Annotated in this window: 20 protein-coding genes; 17 read left to right on the top strand and 3 right to left on the bottom strand. The window is 42.8% G+C overall.

Features of this window, described 5'->3' with window-relative positions; all coding sequences use genetic code 11:
• Window positions 1-10: 10 nt before the first annotated feature.
• The gene (locus CRJ00_RS04940; RefSeq protein WP_099365773.1) at window positions 11-1,273 is read left to right on the top strand and encodes a Gfo/Idh/MocA family protein; all 1,263 of its coding nucleotides are present in this window, start codon (window positions 11-13) and stop codon (window positions 1,271-1,273) included.
• A 49-nt stretch (window positions 1,274-1,322) separates the two neighbouring features.
• Window positions 1,323-2,396, top strand: a complete 1,074-nt coding sequence (locus CRJ00_RS04945; protein WP_099365774.1) for a Gfo/Idh/MocA family protein — start codon at window positions 1,323-1,325, stop codon at window positions 2,394-2,396.
• Between the two features lie 191 nt (window positions 2,397-2,587).
• Here CRJ00_RS04945 and CRJ00_RS04950 read toward each other — a convergent pair whose 3' ends face one another.
• Both CRJ00_RS04950 and CRJ00_RS04955 read right to left on the bottom strand, forming a co-directional pair.
• A complete protein-coding gene (locus tag CRJ00_RS04950; protein WP_218962186.1) occupies window positions 2,588-6,637 on the bottom strand; it encodes a glycoside hydrolase family 2 TIM barrel-domain containing protein in 4,050 nt (1,349 codons plus the stop codon).
• 134 nt (window positions 6,638-6,771) lie between these two features.
• A complete protein-coding gene (locus CRJ00_RS04955) occupies window positions 6,772-7,395 on the bottom strand; it encodes a 7-carboxy-7-deazaguanine synthase QueE (RefSeq protein WP_099365776.1) in 624 nt (207 codons plus the stop codon).
• A 60-nt stretch (window positions 7,396-7,455) separates the two neighbouring features.
• On the opposite strand from CRJ00_RS04955, the gene CRJ00_RS04960 reads away from it, so the two are divergent.
• The 6 genes from CRJ00_RS04960 (at window position 7,456) to rplT (ending at window position 12,011) form a co-directional block, all read left to right on the top strand.
• Window positions 7,456-8,070, top strand: a complete 615-nt coding sequence (locus CRJ00_RS04960) for a Crp/Fnr family transcriptional regulator (protein ID WP_099365777.1) — start codon at window positions 7,456-7,458, stop codon at window positions 8,068-8,070.
• Between the two features lie 66 nt (window positions 8,071-8,136).
• Entirely contained in the window at window positions 8,137-8,661 is a 525-nt protein-coding gene (locus CRJ00_RS04965) for a cupin domain-containing protein (protein WP_099365778.1), read from the top strand.
• A gap of 156 nt (window positions 8,662-8,817) precedes the next feature.
• Window positions 8,818-10,743, top strand: a complete 1,926-nt coding sequence (gene thrS / locus CRJ00_RS04970; RefSeq protein ID WP_099365779.1) for a threonine--tRNA ligase — start codon at window positions 8,818-8,820, stop codon at window positions 10,741-10,743.
• A gap of 17 nt (window positions 10,744-10,760) precedes the next feature.
• Window positions 10,761-11,324, top strand: a complete 564-nt coding sequence (gene infC, locus CRJ00_RS04975) for a translation initiation factor IF-3 (protein ID WP_245153202.1) — start codon at window positions 10,761-10,763, stop codon at window positions 11,322-11,324.
• Between the two features lie 38 nt (window positions 11,325-11,362).
• The gene (gene rpmI / locus CRJ00_RS04980; RefSeq protein WP_099365780.1) at window positions 11,363-11,563 is read left to right on the top strand and encodes a 50S ribosomal protein L35; all 201 of its coding nucleotides are present in this window, start codon (window positions 11,363-11,365) and stop codon (window positions 11,561-11,563) included.
• Window positions 11,564-11,666: 103 nt separating this feature from the next.
• The gene (rplT, locus tag CRJ00_RS04985) at window positions 11,667-12,011 is read left to right on the top strand and encodes a 50S ribosomal protein L20 (RefSeq protein WP_099365781.1); all 345 of its coding nucleotides are present in this window, start codon (window positions 11,667-11,669) and stop codon (window positions 12,009-12,011) included.
• A 419-nt stretch (window positions 12,012-12,430) separates the two neighbouring features.
• On the opposite strand, the gene CRJ00_RS04990 is transcribed toward rplT, so the two are convergent.
• Window positions 12,431-13,195: a DeoR/GlpR family DNA-binding transcription regulator gene (locus tag CRJ00_RS04990; RefSeq protein WP_180268422.1), complete on the bottom strand. Its 765-nt coding sequence runs from the start codon at window positions 13,193-13,195 to the stop codon at window positions 12,431-12,433.
• Between the two features lie 144 nt (window positions 13,196-13,339).
• Here CRJ00_RS04990 and CRJ00_RS04995 point away from each other — a divergent pair, with 144 nt between their 5' ends.
• From CRJ00_RS04995 to CRJ00_RS05035, 9 genes are all read left to right on the top strand, one after another.
• Entirely contained in the window at window positions 13,340-14,620 is a 1,281-nt protein-coding gene (locus CRJ00_RS04995; protein WP_099365782.1) for an MFS transporter, read from the top strand.
• A 76-nt stretch (window positions 14,621-14,696) separates the two neighbouring features.
• Window positions 14,697-16,103, top strand: coding sequence for an FAD-dependent oxidoreductase (locus CRJ00_RS05000; RefSeq protein WP_099365783.1), 1,407 nt, complete (start codon window positions 14,697-14,699; stop codon window positions 16,101-16,103).
• Between the two features lie 67 nt (window positions 16,104-16,170).
• Window positions 16,171-17,259: an endonuclease/exonuclease/phosphatase family protein gene (locus tag CRJ00_RS05005; RefSeq protein ID WP_099365784.1), complete on the top strand. Its 1,089-nt coding sequence runs from the start codon at window positions 16,171-16,173 to the stop codon at window positions 17,257-17,259.
• 273 nt (window positions 17,260-17,532) lie between these two features.
• Complete coding sequence (locus tag CRJ00_RS05010) at window positions 17,533-18,804, top strand: MFS transporter (RefSeq protein ID WP_218962187.1); 1,272 nt, start codon at window positions 17,533-17,535, stop codon at window positions 18,802-18,804.
• A 2-nt stretch (window positions 18,805-18,806) separates the two neighbouring features.
• On the top strand, window positions 18,807-19,817 hold the full coding sequence (locus CRJ00_RS05015) for an NAD(P)-dependent oxidoreductase (RefSeq protein WP_099365785.1): 1,011 nt from the start codon (window positions 18,807-18,809) through the stop codon (window positions 19,815-19,817).
• A gap of 2 nt (window positions 19,818-19,819) precedes the next feature.
• Window positions 19,820-21,268 (top strand): FGGY-family carbohydrate kinase, encoded by a 1,449-nt coding sequence (locus CRJ00_RS05020; protein WP_099365786.1) that lies wholly within the window; start codon window positions 19,820-19,822, stop codon window positions 21,266-21,268.
• Window positions 21,268-22,704 (top strand): FGGY-family carbohydrate kinase, encoded by a 1,437-nt coding sequence (locus CRJ00_RS05025; RefSeq protein ID WP_099365787.1) that lies wholly within the window; start codon window positions 21,268-21,270, stop codon window positions 22,702-22,704. Before CRJ00_RS05020 ends, CRJ00_RS05025 begins: the two co-directional genes overlap by 1 nt.
• Window positions 22,701-23,297: a histidine phosphatase family protein gene (locus CRJ00_RS05030; RefSeq protein WP_099365788.1), complete on the top strand. Its 597-nt coding sequence runs from the start codon at window positions 22,701-22,703 to the stop codon at window positions 23,295-23,297. The genes CRJ00_RS05025 and CRJ00_RS05030 overlap by 4 nt, the downstream gene beginning before the upstream one ends.
• A 22-nt stretch (window positions 23,298-23,319) precedes the next feature.
• Window positions 23,320-24,195, top strand: a complete 876-nt coding sequence (locus tag CRJ00_RS05035; protein ID WP_099365810.1) for a glycerophosphodiester phosphodiesterase family protein — start codon at window positions 23,320-23,322, stop codon at window positions 24,193-24,195.
• Window positions 24,196-24,213: the final 18 nt, after the last annotated feature.

The following is a 24,213-nucleotide window of genomic DNA, read 5'->3' on the forward strand; positions in this document are numbered from 1 at the left end:
ATAACAGGTAATGGACCGCAGAGATTTTATTAAAAGTAGTGGCATTCTGGTAGGAGCCAGCACATTGGATATGCCCGATTACAGCATGGATGCAAAGAAGAAGATCAAGGTAGGATTGATAGGATGTGGCGGTCGAGGCACTGGTGCTGCCTTTCAGGCGCTGAACGCTGATCCGGATGTGGAAATTGTAGCGTTGGCGGATATTTTCCAGGCACAATTGGATACCGCTTTGGCATCCTTGATGGAGGCGCATAAGGAACGTGTAAAAGTTTCGGATAAACGCAAATACGTTGGTTTCGATGCCTACCAAAAGTTGATCAACAGCGATGTGGATGTCGTGTTGTTGGCTACACCCCCATGTTTTCGCCCGGACCATCTCGCTGCTGCAGTGAAAAAGGGAAAGCATGTTTTCTGTGAAAAACCAATGGCAGTGGATATTCCTGGTGTACATAAAGTAAGGGAAGCGGTTCAACTGGCTAAAGATAAAAAATTGAATATCGTTTCAGGTTTCTGTTTCAGGTATACCAATCCTAACCGTGAATTGGCAAAGTTGATCCATGGCGGAGCGATCGGTGATATCTACTCGATCAGTACCTTCCGCTTGGGTGGTGAGCTGACCGAAAAGGTTAGGCAGCCACAATGGGATGATCTGACCTACCAACTGTATAACTGGTTCTATTATCAGCGCTATTCGGGCGATATCATTGTGGAACAAACCGTACACAGTATCGATTTTATGAACTGGATGTTGAATCGTGGATTGCCAAAAGCCGTTTCGGGTACCGGTGGCCGACAAAGTAGACCTTGGGATAAATATGGAAATGTATTTGACCATTTTGCCATAGAATTCGATTATGGGGATGGGGTGAAAGGTTATCATTTCGGTCGTCAACAGAATGGAACGCAATCTCGGAACTCGGTGGAAGCTATCGGTACGAAAGGAGCAATGAATGTGAGTGTATTGAGTAAATATGAAATAACGGGTCAGAATCCTTGGAAATTCGCAGGAAAGACTGATAATATGTACCAGACACAACATAATGAGCTTTTTGCGGCAATAAAGAATAAGCAGGTGATCAATGATGGTGACTTCATGGCAGATTCTACTTTATTGGGAATCTGGGCGCGCGAAGCTGCCTATTCAGGAAAGATCATCAGTTTAGAGGAGATCCAGAACTCGACCAAGGTTTATGGGCCAAGTGCCGATGAATACAGTTGGCAGATGGAAATTGATAAGGCATTGATCCCAAGACCAGGTTTGGCAAGTTCTTAAAGCCATAAATAGATATTACTTTGCTTAAACATTGTATCCTTAATTAATAATGAATCAAAAAATTAAGATTTTGGTGGTGGGTTGTGGCAATATGGGTGCATCCCATGCACAGGCCTATCATGATATGGATGGTTTTGAAATTGTAGGCTTGGTTTCCCGTGGAGCGAGCAAAGAGATTTTAAATGTGCGGCTGGAAGCCGATTATCCTTTATTCGATGATTATGCGACCGCCTTGAAGGAAACTCAACCTGACGCGGTTTGTATTTCTACTTATCCGGATACCCATGAAGCCTATGCCATTCAGGCTTTTGAGGCCGGAGCGCATGTGTTTATCGAAAAACCATTGGCGGATACCGTGTTGGGTGCGCAGAAGGTGGTTGAAGCAGCAAGAAGGGCCAATAAAAAATTGGTCGTTGGTTATATCTTAAGGCATCATCCTTCTTGGATCAAATTTATTGAGGTTGGAAAAACCATGGGTTATCCTTTGGTTATGCGCATGAACCTCAATCAGCAGAGCCATGGGTACATGTGGGATGTGCATAAAAATTTGATGAAGAGTTTGAGCCCGATTGTGGATTGCGGGGTGCATTATATTGATGTGATGTGCCAGATGACAGTGGCCAAACCATTGTCCGTTTCGGCTATTGGAGCGCGGTTGACAAATGAAATTCCGGAAGATAATTATAATTATGGGCAGTTGCAGATCCGGTTTGATGATGGGAGTGTGGGTTGGTATGAAGCAGGTTGGGGACCAATGATCAGTGAAACGGCATTTTTTATTAAGGATGTGATTGGACCGAAGGGTTGTGTTTCCATCGTAGCGAATGATGCTGGGAAGGCTGGGAATTCGGATTCCGTGGAAGCCCATACCAAAACGGAGTCGTTGAAGGTGCATTATGCGGATATTGATGAGGAAAATGAATTCCTTAAAAAGGATGAATGGATTGATTTAACGGATGAGCCGGATCATCAGGAACTGTGTAATCGGGAGCAGGCATTCTTTTTAAAAGCGATTGCAGAGGATTTGGATTTGGAGAAATCTATGCAGGATGCGGTGAATAGTTTGAGGATCGCAATTGCATGTGATGAGTCGGTGAAGACCGGGGAGATTGTGAGGTTGTAATTTTTTGCGTCATTGCGAGAGGGTTTCTGCGTCATTGCGAGGAACGAAGCAATCTTCCCGCATGTCATGCTGAGCGCAGTCGAAGCATCTGTTCGTTTATATTCGTACAGATCCTTCGGCGATGCTCAGGATGACAAAGTTCAAAGATTGCTTCGTCGTACCTCCTCGCAATGACGCAAAAACTACCTACCCTAATCCGCTAACACCGAAAACTCTGCTCCAGAGGCGAAATCCTGTCCGTTTTGCGAACTCAAAGCCGTAAAACGAATATACCTCGCCAATACAGGTTTTGTCAACATGATCGTCTTCAATTTACTGCTTCGATCAAATTCCCCTTCAGCCACAGGTTCTGACCAATTCTCCCCATCCAAACTTACCTGAATCCTATATCCTTTTACATTTCCATTCGATCCATTCTGTCTCGGCAAATACGTAAAACCCTTGATTTTCTTCGCCATGCTGGCATCAAAGTCAATCCAATGCGGATATTGCGCAACTGTTACCGAATACATCGTATGCCAAATCGTCGATGGGTCCCCATCAATTATATGCTCAGCATTTCCTTCACCAATCTCCTGGCTGGAAACAGATTTGATTTCCATCTGAATACTTTCAATCTTTGGAAAATCCACACTTGTTTTCAGTTTTTCTTTTCCGTGGTACCATGCCGTTACCTTACCACCTTCACGTAGGTTAATAGCGCCCTTATAAACAGAAACTTTGCCTCGCCCAATCTGTACCATCAACGGAGATCCATTCGAATCCGTACGAATTTCCACCTTTCCAGAACGATCGCGGGTGATCGATAATGGCATATCCCCAGCCACAGCCGCTTTTGCTTGTGTTGCAGCATTATTATTTGCCACAGGACGAATTATAAATCCAAAATCATGCGCTCCAGCTTTCACGCGGTCCTGCTCTAATGGAGGGCCTTGTCCACAACTGTTACCTCCCAATCCAGTTACCTCAGCCATCAGGTACAAATGCGTGCCAGAGCTTTTCGGTAATTGATATCCATGTGGTGCCAAGGTCATTTCCAATTCCGACCAAGGCAATGCAGAAGCAGAAAAGGTATTTTTCGCAATAAAGATAGCTCCAGAACCAGCAGCATCGGTTAATGCACACCACCTCAATTCTTCCCTGTTACCGGTAGACTGTGGTTTCGGCCAATTGACCATCTGGTTCTTTACCGAGCTTTGGTATTGTTCAATGAATTGTCCCGTTTTCCGATCCGCATAATTATTGATCGGTCCACGGCCATAATATTGGTAATTGCTATAGTTCTCAGGTACCTGCATGGCAAAGCCTAAATGCGGTAATACAAAGGAACTATTGTTGGAAGTAATGTTGCTTTCCAGTTCGATCGACCCATCTTTATAGATCGTCCAAATATAATTGCTGGAGAATTTAAAGTCGTTCTCCCCAAATAGACGGTCTTTATGGTCTTCTATCGTATATGTTCCTGAACTTCCTCCACGGATGGTTCCGCCATTTTTCGCTTGGGATTCTACTTGGTAGATCAACACATAAGCCCCATCCTCTCGCTGATAGCTGTTTTTGGATTTTACCCTATGCTGCAATTGATGCAAACCTTTTTCGAACCACTGTTGATATGCCCAGTTATCATTGTCCAATGGAGCACGTAAAGCATCCAATTTAGGGCCTTCACCAGCACGAATTACTTCCTCTCCCTGGTAACTCAATTGATAAATGGTTCCTGTTTTATTGTCAAATTTCACATTAAACCCTTCACCTTTGATCTCTTGAACATCACCTTCCGCGCCTATCATCAGCTTACTTCCTTTGGCCAGATCCGCAATGGATGGAAGGAAAGTCATCGGTTTAACCAATATTTGTTCTTCCATCTGCACCTGACCTTGTTTTGCCCAAGGCATATCCTTTTTATGTACAAATTGCACCTTTAAGAAATATTCCGAGCTGGCCTCCAATTTATCGTATGCATATGGAACCTGGAATTCTTTATGCTGTCTTGCCGCAATAGCATTGGTCCCTTCCGTTGCGAAAGTACCTTTCTCCATTTCCTTACCATCTTTCCATAAAGACCAATTGATCTGATAATCATCCAAAGAGCTGAAGTAATTCTTATTGAACACATCAATCTTACCATTTTTCATATCTACTGCCTTTACACTCACATTCTGGTAAACTTTGCGAACCTCATAGTATTGGGGTTTTGGTTCCATGTTAGCAAAGATCAACCCGTTCATCACAAAGGTTCCATCATTCGGTTTGTCGCCAAAATCTCCACCATAGGCCAGGAATTTCTCACCTGTTTTCTTGTCGTAATAATACATGGATTGATCGATCCAGTCCCAAATTGCACCTCCCATAAAGAAATTGGTAGATTCGATGACCTCCCAATAATCGATCAGGTTACCCGATGCATTGCCCATGGAATGGGAATATTCGGAGATATGGAATGGATATTTGAGGTTATATTTTCCTTTTACAGCACCACGAACCCATTCAATGGAAGGGTACTGGTTGGAGCCGATATCCACGATGCTGTTGTTCCTTTCGTATTGAACCGGTCTGGAATCATCCACTTTTTTGATCGCATCGTACGCATGGACAAAATTCTTGCCCGGTCCAGCCTCATTTCCTAAGGACCAGATTACGATGGAAGGATGGTTGATGGTCGCATGTACCATTTCCAGATTTCTCGCCACGTGTGCATTTTTCCATTCCACAGGATGGGAAAGTGAAGCATCGCCATAATAATATTGATGGCTTTCGATATTGGCCTCATCCTCGAGATAGATACCATATTTATCACATAGGTAATACCAATAAGGATCATCTGGATAATGCGAGTTTCTAACATGGTTGATGTTTGCCCTTTTCAATAACATGATCTCTTTTTCCATCTGATCGTGGGAAACGACCTTTCCCGTTTCCGGGTTGGTCTCATGTCGGTTCACCCCTTTAAGTTTTACCGTTTTTCCATTGACATAGAAATAACGGCCTGCCAATCCAAACTCATCATCTGCAGCTTTGGTGTCTTTCAATTCTACTTTTCTGAAACCAATATAGCTGGAAACAACCTCGATAAGCCGGCCTCTATTGTCCAACAATTCGGCAAGAAGCGTGTATCGGATTGGCTCTTCTGCTGACCATTTTTTTGGATTGCTGATCTTCAAGGTCTGTTCTACGATGCTGGTAGAATCTTTGGCAATAGGATCAATGGATCGCTGAAGATCTATTTCCTTCACCTTGGAAGAGGCATCACTGTATAAAACATTTTCGTATAGGGAATACCTGATTTTATAGCCTTTGACCGATTTTCCTTGGCTGTTTTTAACCTCGGCAGTCACTTTTAGCGTCGCATCTTTGTATTCCTGATCCAGATCAGGGATGGCAACCAGGTTTCTGATCTGTACTTTTGGCTTCGCTGTTAGGGATACGGTTCGGAAGATACCTGGCAAGCGGAACATATCCTGCGCTTCCAAATAGGAAGCATCGGAGCTGCGGTAAACTTCCACAGCTACTTGGTTCTCGCCTTTTGGATTCAGGTAGCTACTGATATTGAAAGAGGCTAGGTTCCTCGAGTTTTTGGAAAAGCCTACATATTTTCCATTGATCCATAGGTAGAAGAAGGAGTCTACGCCATCGAAATTGATGTAGATTTCTTTTCCTTTCCAATCTTTTGGAACAGAGAATGTGCGTTTATAGGACCCCACTTCATTGCGATAGATATAGGTTGTCCAATTTTGGGGAGGCGTACGCATAACCCCGCCACGCCAATCATCCACCTTTACCTGATGTTGGAAAATCACCGGTTGGTTCACATAGATCGGCACGCCATATTTCAACGAACCATCCTTCTGAATGCCCAGGATGTTCCAGCTCATCGGTACCGGCACATCATCCCATTTACTCACATCGAAGTTTTTCTGGTAAAAATCTTGGGGTCTTTCCTCTGGTGTCTTTACCCAATGGAATTTCCAGGTGCCATCCAAGGACATCCAATTGCTGGAGTTCGTTGGCAACACTTTTTGGGCGGAGTTGATATCATTGAAGGAAAAATGGTAGGCATGGGGAAGTTCTTTGTTCAAGGATAGTTCCTGCGGCGATTCCCATTCTTTTCCGGTAGGCGCCTGGACCTGACCATAGGCAAATCCTTCTATATTCCTGGTTACAGGTGTTTGGGCAAATAAGTGGGTTGGTTGACTAAAAATCAGCAAACCAAAACAGAGTGCTTGCGCTAGGCTACGATTCATAAATTTGGAATTAGGTAAAACAAATTTAGGAATCTTTAACCCCATTTTCCGATATTTTAATCGGTAGGAGAAGGTTAAGGTATGAAATCAAGCCTTTTCGATAAAAACAATCGTTTGTGTATTTTATATTTTACCTAAGGGATATTCAGGTATTTATGGGTTTGAAGGGAAATCTCCCATTTTGGATTATCCTTGACATAGTCAATGATCAATGGGGTCATCTCCGCTGCTTTGGACCATTCGGGTTGTAGGTACAGCTTGCAGGTAGAACCTACGAATTTGGCATGTTCTTCTGCCCAAGCAAAATCGCTCTTGTTGAATACGATCACTTTCAATTCACCTGCCGCGCTCAGGACATCTGGTCGAGGACCCTTGAATTTCTTTGGTGAAAGACAGATCCAATCCCAGTAACCGGTTAATGGATAGGCGCCTGATGTTTCCAAAAAGATCTGTATGCCTGCTTCCTTTAATTTTTGGGTCAAGTAGGAGAGATTGTACAATAATGGCTCTCCACCGGTAATAACCACTGTTTTTGCAGGAAATTGCTTGGCATTTTCTACGATCGTTTCTGCCGAAGTCAATGGATGCAGGTCAGCATCCCAACTTTCCTTCACATCACACCAATGACAGCCCACATCACATCCTCCAAGACGGATGAAATAAGCCGCCTTTCCGGTGTGGTATCCTTCGCCTTGTATGGTGTAAAATTCTTCCATCAAGGGAAGCATTGATCCGTCTGCTGGAACTTGATTTGACATAACGATTAAAATAGAGCTGCAAAGGTATGGAATTTATTGTTTGAGAATTGTTATTTTTAAGTGAAAAATCTAAAAAACAAGATATTGGATTCATTGATTCGTAAGATTTCTGCCTATGTAACCTTGACCGATGAAGATGTTGAAATCATTCAGTCGTTGTTTAAAGTGAAGCAGTTGAAAAAAAAGGAATTCTTTCTTCAGGAAGGAGAGATCGCTCGGTATGTCGGGTTTTTGGACACAGGCATTGTGCGTTATTTTGTTGATGTTGATGGCATTTGTAAAACCTATGAATTTGGTAGGGAAGGGGATTTTTTTAGTGAATATGAAAGTTTTATAGGATTAATACCCACTACGAAAAATATTCAGGCCTTGGAGGATTGTACCTACTATGAAATCGGAAGGGCAGATCTTGACAAGCTATATGGGCTGTTGAGCCAAGGGGAACGATTGGGCCGGTTGGTGATCCAGCAATTGTTTATTGATGGAATGAAAAAGCTGGCCTCCCTATATTCGGACGGTCCAGAAGAAAGGTACTTGAAATTTCGGGCGATGTTTCCTGATCTGGAGCAAAGGGTATCCCAATACCATATTGCAAATTTTGTAGGCGTAGAGCCCTCTTCGCTGAGTCGGATTAGAAGAAGGATGGTTGGGTCGAAGTTAGCGCTTAGGAAATGAATTTATTGACTTAGGTATATCATTTACGGATTTTGGAGCCGGAACTTTGCTGAAAACCAAATAGCAATGGGAAAAGTTCAAATCCGAAAAGTAAAGATTCTTAAATCTGTTTCAAAACATCCTTACAGTGAGATTTTGTTGCGTATTTTTCCTGGAGAAAAAACGCCTAGGCATTTCCATCGGGAATTTTCCGAAAGTTTCAGGATAATTTCTGGTGCATTGGAACTGGGTGTGGGTGATAAAACATACATCCTTCGAACAGGTGATGAAATGACCATACCAGCGGATGAGATCCATTATTTCCATAATATCTGGAGCGAGGAATGTATGGTTCAGGTAAGGGTGGAAATGGGAAATAAAAATTTTGAAAAGGCTTTATTGCTGTTGTCTTCCCTGCATGCTTCTGGCTGGATCGCCAAAGATGGAAGCCCGAGACGATTCAAGGATTTGGCCTTGTTTGTTTATTTGAATAATTCTTTCAGTATTGGGGTAAGGTCTTGGTTCGAGCCTTTCCTGTGGTATGTTGCTAAGCGAGCTATCGCGAAGGGGTATTTGGAGGAACAGTTGAAAGCTCATGATGATGTTGTTTAATAATTTCAATGGATTTGGTTGGGGATTTGATTTCATTATGCGGTAATTTTTCCGTATTTTTGTAGCCGAATTAATTAAGGTGATTCCCGAAAATCAAGGTACTTGTAGACCTTGATCGGAATCATGATTTATGAACAAACACCAATCATGTTGTAAATGATTAATATTACACTACCTGACGGCTCCGTACGTCAGTATGAAAAAGGCACTACGGCCATGCAGGTTGCATTGTCAATCTCCGAAGGATTAGCAAGAAATGTATTGGCTGCCGAAGTAAATGGCGAGGTATGGGATGCCTCTAGACCTATCGAATCCGATTCCTCCATTAAGTTATTGACTTGGAATGATGATAAAGGGAAAAACACCTTTTGGCATTCCTCCGCACACTTATTGGCAGAAGCATTGGAAGCATTGTACCCAGGTATTAAATTCGGTATTGGTCCTGCCATCGAAACTGGATTCTACTATGATGTAGATTTCGGTGATCGTGAGTTTTCATCTGATGATTTCAAACAGATCGAAGACAAAATGGTTGAATTAGCTAAACAAAAGGAAACTTTTGAGCGTAAAGCGGTTTCTAAAGCTGATGCATTGGCTTATTTCACCGAAAAAGGAGATGAATATAAACTGGACCTGATCAAAGATCTTGAGGATGGTAAGATCACCTTCTATACGCAAGGTAATTTCACTGACCTATGTCGTGGTCCACATATTCCACATACTGGAGTGATCAAAGCCGTTAAATTGACCAATGTAGCTGGAGCTTATTGGCGCGGTGATGAAACCCGTAAGCAGTTGACACGTATCTATGGGGTGACTTTCCCTAAAGCTTCTGAATTGACAGAATACCTGAAATTCATCGAAGAAGCAAAGAAACGTGATCACCGTAAATTGGGAAGAGAATTGGAATTGTTCGCTTTCTCTGAAAAAGTAGGGATGGGTTTGCCTTTGTGGTTACCTAAAGGAACTGCTTTGAGACAGAAATTGCAGGACTTCCTACAGAAAGCACAGATTGCTGCTGGATATGAGCCGGTGATCACCCCTCATATCGGGCATAAGCAATTGTATATAACTTCTGGACACTACGAAAAGTACGGTGCGGATTCTTTCCAACCGATCAATACTCCGGTTGATGGCGAAGAGTTCTTGTTAAAACCGATGAACTGTCCGCATCATTGTGAGATATACAAAACGAAACCTCGTTCTTATAAAGAATTACCGGTTCGTTTTGCAGAGTTTGGAACGGTTTATCGTTATGAACAGTCGGGAGAATTGCACGGTTTGACTCGTGTAAGAGGGTTTACACAGGATGATGCCCACTTATTCTGCCGCCCTGATCAGGTAAAAGAGGAGTTCAAAAAAGTAATCGACCTAGTGCTTTACGTTTTTGGAGCTTTAGGTTTCGACAATTTTACCGCTCAGATTTCTTTGCGTGATCCGGAGAACAAGGCGAAATACATCGGTTCGGATGAGAACTGGGCTTTAGCAGAAGCAGCGATCATCGAATCGGCAGCTGAAAAAGGCTTACCGACTGTTGTTGAATTGGGTGAAGCGGCTTTTTATGGTCCAAAATTAGACTTCATGGTGAAGGATGCTTTGGGACGTAAATGGCAATTAGGGACCATCCAAGTGGATTATAACCTTCCAGAGCGTTTTGAACTGGAATATACAGGAAGTGATAATCAAAAGCATAGACCGGTGATGATACACCGTGCACCATTCGGTTCCTTGGAACGTTTTGTTGCCGTATTGATCGAGCATTGCGGTGGACAATTTCCGTTATGGCTTGCGCCTGAGCAGTTTATCGTCTTGCCAGTGTCAGAAAAATATGAAGAATATGCGCAAAAACTTTTGGAATCACTAAATAATTCCGATATTCGCGGTCTGATTGACTTACGTGACGAGAAAGTAGGACGGAAAATCCGTGATGCAGAGGTGAAGAAAATACCTTATATGCTGATCGTAGGGGAGAAGGAAGTCGAAAGTGGAGCAATCTCGGTTCGTAAACATGGTGGTACCGACTTAGGGTCGATGACATCAGAAGAATTTAAAGATTTATTAATAAAAGAAATTACTGTTTAATTTAATTAAGGAAACATTTGGCAAAAAGTAACAATTTCGGCAATAGAGGCCCAATTAGAAAGAAGGAACCTGAGCACCGTATCAACGAGCATATCCGAGTTCCAGAAGTGCGTTTAGTAGGTGATAATGTAGAACAAGGAGTTTTCCCTACGCGACAAGCTTTAGCGCTCGCTGATGAATTGGAATTGGATTTGGTGGAAATTTCTCCAAACGCTACGCCTCCTGTTTGTAAGATTATCGATTACAGTAAATTCGTATACGAACAAAAGAAAAAGCAAAAAGAAATCAAGGCTAATGCTAAGCAAACCGTGATCAAGGAGATCCGTTTCGGACCTAACACGAGTGAGCACGACTTTGAATTTAAGTTGAAGCATGCCATGCGTTTCTTGGAAAGTGGTGAGAAGGTTCGGGCCTATGTACACTTTAAAGGCCGTGCGATCGTATTTAAGGAACAAGGTGAAATCTTGTTGCTACGTTTCGCTCAAGCTTTGGAAGAATACGGAAAAGTGGAATTGCTGCCTAAATTGGAAGGTAAGCGTATGTTCCTGACCCTGGCTCCGAAAGCCGCCGCTAAGAAATAACAAAGTATCTAACAGATTGATATAAAATTTATAGTATTATGCCAAAAATTAAAACCAATTCCAGCGCGAAAAAACGTTTCAAATTGACTGGAACCGGTAAAATTGCAAGAAAAAACGCTTACAAAAGCCACATCTTGACTAAAAAAACAACCAAACAGAAACGTAACTTAACTACAACTAGTTATGTATCTGATGGTGATACAGGCAACGTAAAACGTATGCTTGGTATCGGTAAATAAGTTTTATACAATTTTTTTTAAATAACAATATTTTTAACCGGGTATCGGGTAGTAAGTTTACTGAAACACGTAACACCTTATACCAAACTAAAATTTAATCATTATGCCACGTTCGGTTAACGCAGTTGCTTCTAGAAGAAGACGTAAAAGAATCCTAAAATTAGCTAAAGGCTATTACGGATCTCGTAGCAAAGTTTATACTATTGCTAAAAATACAGTAGAAAAAGGTTTACAGTACGCTTACCGCGACCGTAAAACCAAAAAACGCGAGTTTAGAGCTTTATGGATCCAACGTATTAACGCTGGAGCTCGTCAACACGGAATTTCTTATTCTCAGTTGATCGGTAAATTAAACGCTAAAAATGTAGGTTTGAACCGTAAGGTTTTAGCTGACTTAGCTTTAAATAACCCAGAGGCTTTCAAAGCAGTTATAGACGCAGTAAAATAAAGATTTTTAAACCGCTGTCAATTTGTTAGGTATTTGAAAAGCCACCCGTTAGGGTGGCTTTTTTAGTATTAAGTAGTTAGACCTGTGGTTTGATAACCTTGTTGGATTAGGATATGATAGACTTGTTGGATAAGATAACCTTAATAGATTTGTATATTACATCCTTATTGGGGTTAAGAATTGATTGATGTTTAAAAAGGTTTTAATTTATATTAGGTATTAAAATTGATTCTTGGAAATGGAATTATTTAATGCATTTTAATTATTAAATTTTCAAAGAATTATAAAGATGCTATTTATTCATAAAATGGTAACACTAAATTATTTTCTTTTAAAGCACTTGTAAAACAAAAAAAAGATTTTTAAACATGATTATGTTCAAAATCTTTTTTTAAAAAGTTAAAGAAGTAGGGTAGGTATTAGGCGATAATGATTTTTATGCCTAGGTCTTCAATAGTTTTAACAGTGCTTTGTGATACCTTGCTGTCGGTGATGATGTAATCCACATCGACGAGTTCACAGATTTTGCCGAGTCCGCGTTTTCCGAACTTGCTGCTATCTGCCAGGATAGCGACTTTCTGTGCGGTGTTCAACATTTTTTGGTTAAGTGTTGCTTCTGGAAGGTTGCTGATGGAAATCCCGAAATCCAGATCGATGCCGTCGGCTCCTAAGAACAGGATGCCACAGCTGATCTCATCAAGGATTCGCATGGCGTATTGCCCAGCGACTGAGGAAGAGTTCGGGCGGATCAAGCCACCAAGTTGTAGCACCTCTATGTTTGGTTTGTTGCTGAGTTCCAAACTTACCTTAAGTGCTGGTGTTATGACAGTTAAACCGTGCGTCACTTCCAGATTTTTAGCCAATGCAAAAACAGTCGTGCCAGATCCAATCATTATGGAATCGTTGTTTTTGATCAATTTTAAAGCTTCCTGAGCAATTCTTTGCTTCTCCTCATCGTTAATAGTTTCCTTTACGAGGATGGGCCGGTCTATGGCGTATGGGTTGCTGTTTGATGCGCCGCCCTTTATCCTGAACAACAGGTTTTTGTCCTCAAGTACCTTCAAGTCCTTGCGGATCGTGACGCTGGAAACCTTCATGGTTTCGCATAACCAATCGATACTGATCTTTCCTTTGTCTTTTAGTGTCTTGAGGATGAATTCGTGTCTGTCCGTTATATTCATCATAATTCATTTATAAGTTAACTTATGACAAATATAGCCACCTTTTAGCAAGTAATGAATTCTTTTTTTTTATTTAAAAATCTTTTTTTCTATTATTTTCCATACATTTGATTAGGCATTAGCAAATATTATAACCTAATCTTAAATATGTCCAAGTTTACTTTGCCCATCCCCGCTGAAAAGAGGCGTTGGTTCATCATTTTTGTGATTTTCCTAGCCATCGTTTTCAACTATTACGATAGACAGATCGTTTCCATATTAAAACCGATGTTGAAGGAGGAGTTCTCGCTAGGTGATGATGGGTATGCTATGGTGCTGAATGTATTCACCATATTTTATGCGTTGATGTATCCTGTTTCGGGTTGGTTGGTCGATAAGTTTGGAGAAACAAAGGTGATGCTATGGGGTATTTTGGGTTGGTCGACAGCCTGCCTGGGGGGAGGACTTTCCAGAACATTTGGTTCTTTTCTATTTTTCAGGGGGATGTTAGGTGCTTCGGAGCCTACCAATTTCCCTGCCCAATTGAAAGTAGTCACGGTTTGGTTCTCCGGAAAGTTAAGGGCAACCGCCAATAGCCTTTGTGTTGCAGGAAGCAGTATTGGGGCGATAATCGCGCCGCCGTTGGTAGCTTGGCTCGCGATGCAGTATGATTTCCATACGGTTTTCATTGTTGCAGGTATCGTAGGATTAATCATTGCGCTTCTTTGGTTTCTGATCTATACCGAACCGCCGGCTGTAATAAAGCAGGAAGCGGTAGGTCAGGATGCGGCTAAAGGAAATGAGATCGGATTTACATGGGGGCAGCTCTGGAAAACAAAATCCTTATATGGCATCTTATTGATTCGCTTTGTGAGCGATCCGGTCTGGTATTTTTGTCTCTTCTGGCTACCTGGATATTTACAGGAGGAGAGCGGATTGACATTGGCTCAGATCGGTATGTTCGGTTGGATTCCTTTCCTAGTGGCAGATCTCGGAGCGATAGCCACTTCAGCCTGGTCAGATAAAATGGTTAGAAATGGAAAAGAACCGTTGCTTGCCAGGAAGATCATGTTGAGTACGATTGCCGTTCTTGCCCCCTTATGTTGTTTAACGACCTATGTCAATAGCCCCTACCTAACGATAGCTATTTTTGCTTTGGTGGCTGTTGCCTGTCTGAGTTGGCTGTTCACTATCTCCGTAGTAATTGCAGAGGCTTTTCCTGTAAAGAATGTGGCTTCGGTATTAGGAATAGCTGGAGGTTTTGGGGCTTTAGGCGCGGTTCTGTTCAATTATTTTGTCGGGCAGATGATGGGGTCCTTGGGTGCTGGAACCATCTTTATCGCCATGGCGTTTATGCATCCCGTGGCTGTATTGATATTATGGACCATGGTCCGTAAAGAAAAACCTTCCGATAATGCTCATAAAGCACAAGGCTTCCAGGTGAATTAACCAAGACTACGGCATTATTGATAAGAAATCCAGATAAATTAAGATTGAAAAAATAAGACTTATATAGTTAGCAGATATGAAAGATGTTAAGACCATTTTGGAGCCTGCAAGGGAAACTCCAGTTCGTATGGAAGTGGATGTACTCGTTGTAGGCGGAGGACCAGCAGGAATTATTGCAGCACAAGCGGCTGCATCCGACGGATTGAAAGTCGCATTGATCGATAACCGCAGTTTTGTAGGGGGGAATATGACCATTGGTTTACCTATTTTGGGTTTTTTAGGCCAAAAGGGAAACCAGATCATTAAGGGATTGCCACAAAAATTCATTGATCGTCTGAAAGAAGTCGATGCGGCATCGGAACACAGACCATGCCCGCTGCACATGAGTTTGACTTTGGTCGAACCCGAAGCCGTTAAAAATATCGGTCTAAAAGTATTGGAAGAATCGGGTGTAAAAGTACTTTTATATGTTTTCTCTTCTGGAGTGGTGATGGATGGTGACGAGCTAAAAGGGGTGATCATCGAAAGCAAATCAGGTAGGGAAGTGATCCTTGCCAAGACGGTGATTGATTGTACTGGAGATGCGGATGTCGCCTACAAAGCGGGGGTAGCATGTGAGCAAGGGAATGATGTTGGCGGCGCGCAGCCACCGACCTTGATGTTCTGCATGGCCAATGTGGATACCGATAAATTAAGGATGTCCATTGCGGAGGAGCCTCGAACTTACTTAACCGATTTTATTCCTGCGGAATATTTCGGACAGAATCATCAGTTTATTGTGGTTGGATTGCGCAGTGTGATGGAGAAAGCAAGGGCGGCGGGATATGAATTGCCGGTTGAGCGGACAATTCTGATCACGGGCCTTCGAGAAGGCGAGGTGTGGGTAAATATGTCGCGAATCAATGGAGTAGATGGAACCAACCCAGAAAGCTTGACCTTCGGCGAAATCGAAGGCCGTAAGCAAGTGGAGGAAATCCAACGATACCTGAAAGAATATGTTCCGGGATTTGAAGACTCCCATTTTACCAAAATGGCACCTTTCCTGGGAATCCGAGAGACCCGTCGAATCGTTGGGAATTATGTGATGACCGCGGATGATATCTTAGAATGCCGAAGATTTGATGATGCAGTGGCCGTGGCTAGTTATCCATTGGATATCCATCATCCAGAGGGTGGGGGATGTACTTTGACCTGGTGTGGCGATAGCTATGATATCCCTTATCGCAGTTTGGTGCCTACAAAGGTGAAGAATCTTTTGGTAGCAGGGCGTTCCATTTCCACCACGCATGAAGCCATGTCGGCGATTCGGGTGATGGCGCCTTGTATGGCCATGGGCGAGGCGGCAGGAAGAGCCGCAAAACAAGCGGTGAGGAAAGGTGTAACACCTGCTGATGTGAATGTCGATGAATTGAGAGCAGAATTGATACAATCAGGAGCTTATCTGGGTGAAAGTGTAGGAATAGATGTAACTTTACTCAAGTAAGGCTACGAAGATTAATACTGTAAGGTTTCTAAATTTTACTCCAATAAGGTTTCAAAGAATTATAAAAATGGCTCCATTACCCAAATCCAATCGAAGGGAATTTCTGATCAAAGCAGGGCTATTCGCCAACATCCCTTTTCTGCATCGTTTTGATGTGGAAGCAGCTGAGCATATCCTTCAAACCTCCGAAGCAGGGAAAAACTCCCTGAAAGTGCTTACTTGTAACATCCGGGTGGATCTACCGGAAGATGCTGAAAAAGGATTGGGTTGGAAGGATCGGAGACTCTCTTGTTTGCATGTTATAAAGAAACAGCAGGCAGATCTGATCGGTTTTCAAGAGGTCTTAAGAGGACAGTTTTTAGACCTCAAAGAATCGCTTCCTGATTACTTTGCTTTCGGTTTTGATGGCCCGGAAATGGATAAGTTCAAAGAAGGGTATCATGGGATTGCCAAGAACCCTATCTTTTTCTCTAAAAAGAGGTTTGAACTATTAACTGCTGGAGGATATTGGCTGTCCGAAACTCCACTGCAAGCAGGTAGTTTATCCTGGGGATCTGCTCGCGCGCGGAATGCTTCCTGGGTGAGGTTGCTGGATAAGAAAACTAACAAGGAGATCCGATTGATCAATCTTCATTTGGATCATGTTAGTAATGAAGCAAAGGAAAAACAGATGGATGTGGTTTTGAGGGAGGCGGCACAATATCAAGAAGATTTTGTACAAATCCTTACTGGTGATTTTAATGTTGGGATGGATTCGAAAGTGTATGAAAATGTATTGGGGGCGGGATGGGAAGATTGCTTCGTTCCTCGCAATGACGGTCAATCTCGCAAAGGCAGTAATTCTTCCCATGACGGGCAATCTCGCAATGACGGGCAAACTAACAACGACGGTAATTCTTCCGATGACGGGCAAATTTCCAATAATGGGCAATCTCGCAAGTATGGCCAATATGGCCATGACGGGCAAAGGATAGAAGGAACTACCAATGGATTTAAACCCATAAACGATCCTCGACAGGCCAAAGCCAAAAAAATCGACTTCATTTTTATAAAAGGACCGGTTAAAGCGAGCAGCTCCCAAATCATCAAAGATAAATTAGGGGAAGTATATGCAAGCGACCATTATTTCGTCAATGCCGTTGTGAACTATTCCTAGATTAATATTTGCAATGATTCCGAGGAAAATTTGAAATATGAAAAATGAAAAAATTTCAAAATGGAAAATGGAATTTGCAAAATTTAAAAATGGAAAACATACCCTTAACTCCAAAACTTACCCTTACTCCAAAACTTAATCTAAACAACCCCAAAAAAAGAACAGCTAAAAACTGTTCTTTTTTTAACATAAAATACTTTAAAAATCTTTTTTTATATTAATTTTTATTTATTTTAGTATAACCAATTCCTATAATCTAAACAAAAAACTCAAATGGGAAAAGACAATTTATCCAATAAGCTTGGAATACCTGGGAACTTAACTTGGGGATATCTAGGTATTTTAATCTTTATGATGGGCGATGGGGTCGAACAGGGCTGGCTAAGTCCCTACCTGATCGAGCATGGCATGTCGATGGAACAATCAGCGAGCCTATTTACGGTATATGGTATTACCATTGCCATTTCCTCTTGGTTTTCCGGCGTACTGGCCGAAAGTTATGGGCCTAGAAAATCCATGGTCATGGGGCTATTGCTGTATATCATCGGTACCATCGGTTTTATTTCCATGGGTATGGCGAAACTGGACTATTCCTCCATGTTGCTGTTTTATGCGATTAGAGGTTTTGGCTATCCCTTATTTGCCTATTCCTTCATGGTCTGGATCAATTATCGAACCCCACAAAAAATGCTGGGAAGGGCCGTAGGATGGTTCTGGTTTGTTTTTACCGGCGGCTTGAACGTCCTAGGGGCTTATTACTCCAGCTGGGCATTGGAGCGCTTTGGCTACGAAAATACCCTTTGGAGTTCCATTTTCTGGGTATTGGTAGGGGCATTTTTCGCCCTCGTACTAAACCGCGATAAATTTGAAACCAAAGCTTCCAAAGAATCCAAGGTCAAAGAACTGGTCAATGGCCTAACCATTGTGAAAAAAGAACCTAAGGTATTGATCGGGGGCATCGTACGGGTCATCAATACCACCGCCCAATTCGCATTTCCAGTTTTTCTTCCGCTCTATATGGCGGAACATGGTTTTGATACCAAGGAATGGCTACAGATCTGGGGCACCATATTCACCAGTAACATTGCTTTTAACCTAATTTTTGGATTTGTAGGCGACCGTTTGGGCTGGCAAAACACCATCATGTGGTTTGGCGGAATCGGCTGTGCCATCAGTACAGTGCTGTTCTACTATTCGCCAGTTTGGTTCGATGGAAGTTATTGGGCCGTAATGGCTGCAGGTATTGCCTGGGGAGCCTTATTGGCAGGCTATGTGCCACTTTCCGCACTAGTGCCTTCCTTGGTCAAAGAGGATAAAGGCGCCGCCATGGCAATCCTAAACCTAGGAGCAGGACTGCCGGTATTTGTCGGTCCGGCCATCGTTGGGCTCCTGATCGGATCGATTGGATCCGAAGGCGTCATCTGGGTATTGGCAGGTCTCTATGTCATTTCAGCCATATTGACCAAGTTCATCAATATCCCGAAAGAAGAAATCTCCCCTTTAGGAGAAAATAGCAGTTTAAAAGAAAATAGTATTCAAGCATAATTATGAAAGTATTACTTACAGCACCTTACGAGAACGAAAAGGCATTGAATGAGTTGAAAGGTCTTTTTGATGAAGTTATCTATCGATCTTGGAAACCACACGGACGTGCCTATAACCCATCAGAATTAAGTGAATTATTAAAGGAAACAGGTGCTGAAGCATTAATTTCAGAGCACGATGAAATTACAGAGCAAGTATTGCGTGCGCATCCAGATCTCAAATTCGTAGGGATCTGCAGAGGCACACCATCGAATATCAACCTAGCCGTAGCTACCGAATTGGGCATTCCAGTGTTCAACACACCTGCCAGGAATGCCCAGGCGGTGGCAGAAATGTTCATCGCCAATGTGATTACCTTAATGCGCAATACCCTGCCGGCGATCAGCTGGTTAGAAGGCAAGCATTGGGGCGAGGGCGCCCATACGTCCTATTTGGAATTTAAGGGAAATGAACTGGCCGGAAAAAAGGTCGGTATGGTGGGCTTTGGAGCAGTAGGGCAACATATTGCCCGTATGCTACAAAATTTCCCTTCAGAAATCTATTATTACGATCCCTACTATACCGATGAAAACAAAGATTACAAAAAGGTGGAACTCCAAGAATTATTCGCCATATGCGATGTTGTTGGTATCCACCTTCCGGTAACACCTGAAACAGAAGGGTTGATCGATAAAAAATACCTGGATCTCCTCAAGGAAGATGCTATTTTTGTGAATACCGCTCGCGCAGTTGTGGTCAATAAAGAGGATTTATTGCATACTATTGAGAACGGTAAGATTAGAGGTGCTGTACTGGATGTGTTCTACCATGAACCACCAGATGAAACAGATTATAAAATGATATTGAACAAACGAGTGCTGGCCACGCCACATATCGCCGGGGCAACCCACGAAGTGGAAGACCACCATGCCTTCATCATGAACAATAATCTCCGTGAATTTTTCCGTAAAGGAAATACAGGCATTAAACAATTGGTGAACAAAAACGTATTGGAGAGAATTTCAATTGGCTAAACATGGCAAATAAAGAAGGTTATTTAATTGTTGATATCGGTACAGGAAATGCTAGGGTTGCTGTTGCAGGAACAGACGGCGAATTATGGAGCATCAAACGCGAAAATGTACATTACGAAACAGATGCGAACTATGAAGAGTCCATCTATTTCAATCCAGAGGAACTTTGGGGCCAAATTCTAAAATTGGCCAAGGAAGCCTTAGCAGAGGCTCCAGAAGTGACTATAAAAGCCATTACCGCCACCAGCCAACGCGAAGGCATCGTGATCATCGATCCATCGGGTAAATCCCTTTTGGGCATGCCAAATATTGACCACCGCGGAAGGAAATGGGAAAAAGACCTGTTGGAAAAAGACCTGGTCTATAACCTTTCCGGAAGATACCCAACCTCGCTCTTCTCCGCTTTTAAACTGGTGGGTGTGCGAGAGGTGTATCCCGAGATGTATGCACAGATCGAAAAGTTCATGAGCATCAGCGATTGGATCCAATATCAATTTTCAGGAGTTCCTTGTTACGAGCATTCCCAGGCATCGGAAACCCTGTTGTATGATGTGGAGCATAAACAATGGTCTGCACCATTAGCTGAACTGTTTAATATCCCTACTTCTATTTTTCCGCCTTTATATCAAGCAACTGATATATTAGGGAGTATAAAACCGGAAATAGCCAATGAACTAGGCATTAATCCGGAGGCGAAGATTGTTGTAGGTGGTGGAGATACCCAATTGGCTATCCGAAGCATGGAACCATCGGCAAACGATGTGGTCATTGTTTCCGGTACGACCACACCGATCATCAAGATTGTCGGACAATATGAAAAGGATGAGGATCAACGTACTTGGACAAGCCGGCATATCGATGAAAACAACTTTATCCTGGAAGCCAACGCAGGGGTTACAGGATTAAACTACCAACGACTCAAAGAGATTTTCTATCCAAACGAGGGCTATGAGGTAATCGAAAAGGAATTAGAAGATGCTACCTATTCGCAATGTGTGGCTTCTTTAGGTTCGCTTATTGCCGATGAGGATGAGCCGCTGACCAAAGGGGGCTTCATATTCAATGCGCCGGTATCCCATCAATTGACCCGTGGAAGTTTTGTCTTTGCGATCCTTTGGGATATTGCCTGCAGTATTTATGAGAACTATAAATTTTTGGATGCGGTCTCGCCGCATACCGAATCCTATATCTGGGCATGTGGCGGTGGAGTGGAAAGCCGCAAATTGCGACAGTTCATTGCCAACCTGTTCGGGAAAAGCATCAAAATCCGCGATACCTTCCGCCAAGCTTCGGTCTTGGGTGGAGTATTTGTGTGTAATGATGCCCTAGGTGTCGCAAATAAAACCCCAGAACTATTGGAAGAGGTCTTTCCGAAAGACCACGAGGAGTTTGAAAAGTTATACCAGGAATGGAAGAACGCTAGAAAAACCTTTAAACAAGTAGCACATTAATGGATAACTATTTCATAGGTGTTGATGTGGGAACCCAGGGGGCGAGAGTTGTCCTGGTCGATCAAAAGGGGAACCTCCTAGCATCGGATTCCAGGAAGTTTGCCCTCGATGATCGTTTTAGGGAAGAGCAATCTCCAGCAATCTGGTGGAAGGACGTGGAGGAAATGTTGGAAAACCTTTTCCATCAGTTACCTGCTACAATCCAGAAAGAGCATATCAGGGCAATTTCTGTTACTTCTACTTCTGGAACCGTTATCCCTTTAGATAAAAATAACCAACCTATCCACGAAGCGATCATGTACAGTGACCCTCGATCGGAAGAGCAGGGGAAACGCTGTCGCGAAATAGCCTTGCGTCATGTTAAGGATGGTTATACAGGTTTTAATGCATCCAGCGGCATTAGTAAGATGTTGTGGTTCATAGAAACCTATCCCGACAAAGCACAGCAATTGGCTACTTGGATACATGCCTCTGATTTTATGGTCGGTAAATTATCCGGAAATTACCATACTACAGATTATACCAATGTATTAAAATCAGGTTATGATCTCGATAAATTAACCTGGCCAGCCTATATCTCAGAAGAAATAGGTATTAAAAAAGCCTGGTTACAACAGGTGGTTCCATCAGGTACCGTTGTAGGAAAATTGGATGCCGAGCTGGCTTCAACTTGGGGGATTCCCCCCATCGATGTGGTGGTCGGCATGACCGATGGCTGTGCTACGCAGATGGCTTCTGGAGCTGTGAAACCTGGCGATTGGAACACCACCATCGGAACCACCTTGGTCATCAAAGGTGTGACGAAAAACAAGGTAGTCGACCCATTGGGAAGACTATACAGCCATCGCCATCCCGAAGGTTATTGGATGCCAGGGGGAGCCAGCAATACCGGAGCAGATTGGATTTCCTTGGATTTCCAGGAGGATCTTCAAAAGCTCACCGCAGCGGCAGAGAAGCTTATCCCTACAGGCGAATTAGCCTGGCCCTTGAAACAGATTGGCGAACGCTATCCCATTATGGCTCCGCAGGCTAAAGGCTTCGAACCTCAAACTACAGATCGGACAACCTTATTTGCTGCGAATCTGGAAGGGGTAGCCTTTATAGAGCGTTTGGCCTATGAGATCATCGAAGAATTATCTGGCGAGAAAATAGCGGCCATTTATTCGGCCGGTGGAGGAGCAAATTCCGATCTATGGCTAAAAATAAGGGCCTCGGTCATGAATGTACCAACTTATAAATGTAAGGAGGCAAGTGGTGCTTTTGGAGCCGCTATTATGGCTGCATCCTATACCTATTACCAGTCCTTGCAGGAAGCCGCAGCCGAAATGGCTTCCATAGAAAAGAAAGTCACGCCCGATCCGATACTCCATCAGGAATATGAGAAACAATACAACGCCTTTAAACAAAAACTAAAAGATCTAAATTATATTTCATGATAACAATCTGTTTATTGCGACATGGTGAAACAGCCTATAATGCAGATGGAAATAAATACTGTGGTAGAACAGATATCCCCTTAACCGAAAAGGGAATGGCACAGGCCAATAGAATGAAAGCATTATTGAAGGATTATTCCTTTGATCAGGTTTTCTCTTCACCCTTGATCAGGGCAAGAACAACGGCAGAAATCGCAGCCGGAAATAAGGATTTGGTCCAGACTGATGATCGACTGATCGAGGTGGATTTTGGACAGTGGGAGGGAAAAAGTTCAGAAGAGTTTAGAACGGAAGATCCGGATTCATGGAATAATTGGTTATCCGATCCTGCGGCTTTCCGAGCAGGGAATACAGGTGAAAATGCAAGTCAGGTGTTGGAGCGTCTGAACGGTTTTTACCAGGAGCTTATGGATAAATACGATGGACAAACCATCTTGGTTGTAGGGCATAACGGTGTCAATCGTTTATTCATGGCGAGCCAATTGGAAATGCCATTAAGGAACTATAGAAAGATCGTACAGGAAAACTCTGCATTGACTTTGATAACATTAGATAAACATTCTGGCTTTAATTTATTAAAATTGAATGCCTAATTTCGAAACAATCTTATTATCCATGAAAAAATACGTTTCCCTTGCCATGCTTTTCTTGTTGATGATGCCATTTTTTGTGCAGGCCCAACAGAAATCCAATTATCTTAATTTTCCTACCGTTCAGGATATGTATGCTTATTTCCGATATGTACCTGGGAAAAAGATCATCTCAGGCCATCGAGGCACCATGGAGCAGGGATTGCCCGAAAATTCCATTCCCGCTATGGCGGCCGTTTTGAAGCATACCCCGGCTATTTTTGAGGTGGATCCACGCTTGAGCAAGGATGGAATTCCGGTGATGGTTCATGATGCTACACTGGATAGAACAACGACGGGAACCGGGAAAGTCGCCGATTATACTTATAAAGAACTGAAGAGATTAAGGTTAAAGGATAAACAGGGAAACAAGACAAAACATAAAATCAATACCTTGGAAGAAATGATCCTTTGGGCAAAGGGCAAAACCATACTCAATTTGGATAAAAAGGATCTTCCCATGGAGATGACTGCTGAAATTATCCGCAAGCACAATGCGTATGCATGGGTCTGGGTGACGGTTCATAACGTGGAGCAGGCGAAGTTTTACTTGGACAAAAATCCTCAACAATATTTATCCATGCACATCAAAACCGCTAAGGACCTGGACACATTTAAGGCTTCGGGATTGCCCTACGACCGCATGATTGTATACATTGGTCCTGAAATCAAGGAATCCAACCAAGCGATGTACGACTTCTTTAAAGAAAAAGGCGTGCTATGCATGATTTCCACGGCGCCAACTTACGACAAATTGGAAAGCAAAGCGGAAAGAGCAGCGAAATATAGAGCCGTTTTTGCGGATGGAGCCACCGTCCTGGAGTCCGATCTTCCGATCGAGGTGAGCCAAGCCATCCGGTAATTTTATTTCCTACGATTT

The sequence above is a fragment of the Sphingobacterium sp. 1.A.4 genome (genome assembly GCF_002734245.1).
GTDB lineage: Bacteria > Bacteroidota > Bacteroidia > Sphingobacteriales > Sphingobacteriaceae > Sphingobacterium > Sphingobacterium tenebrionis.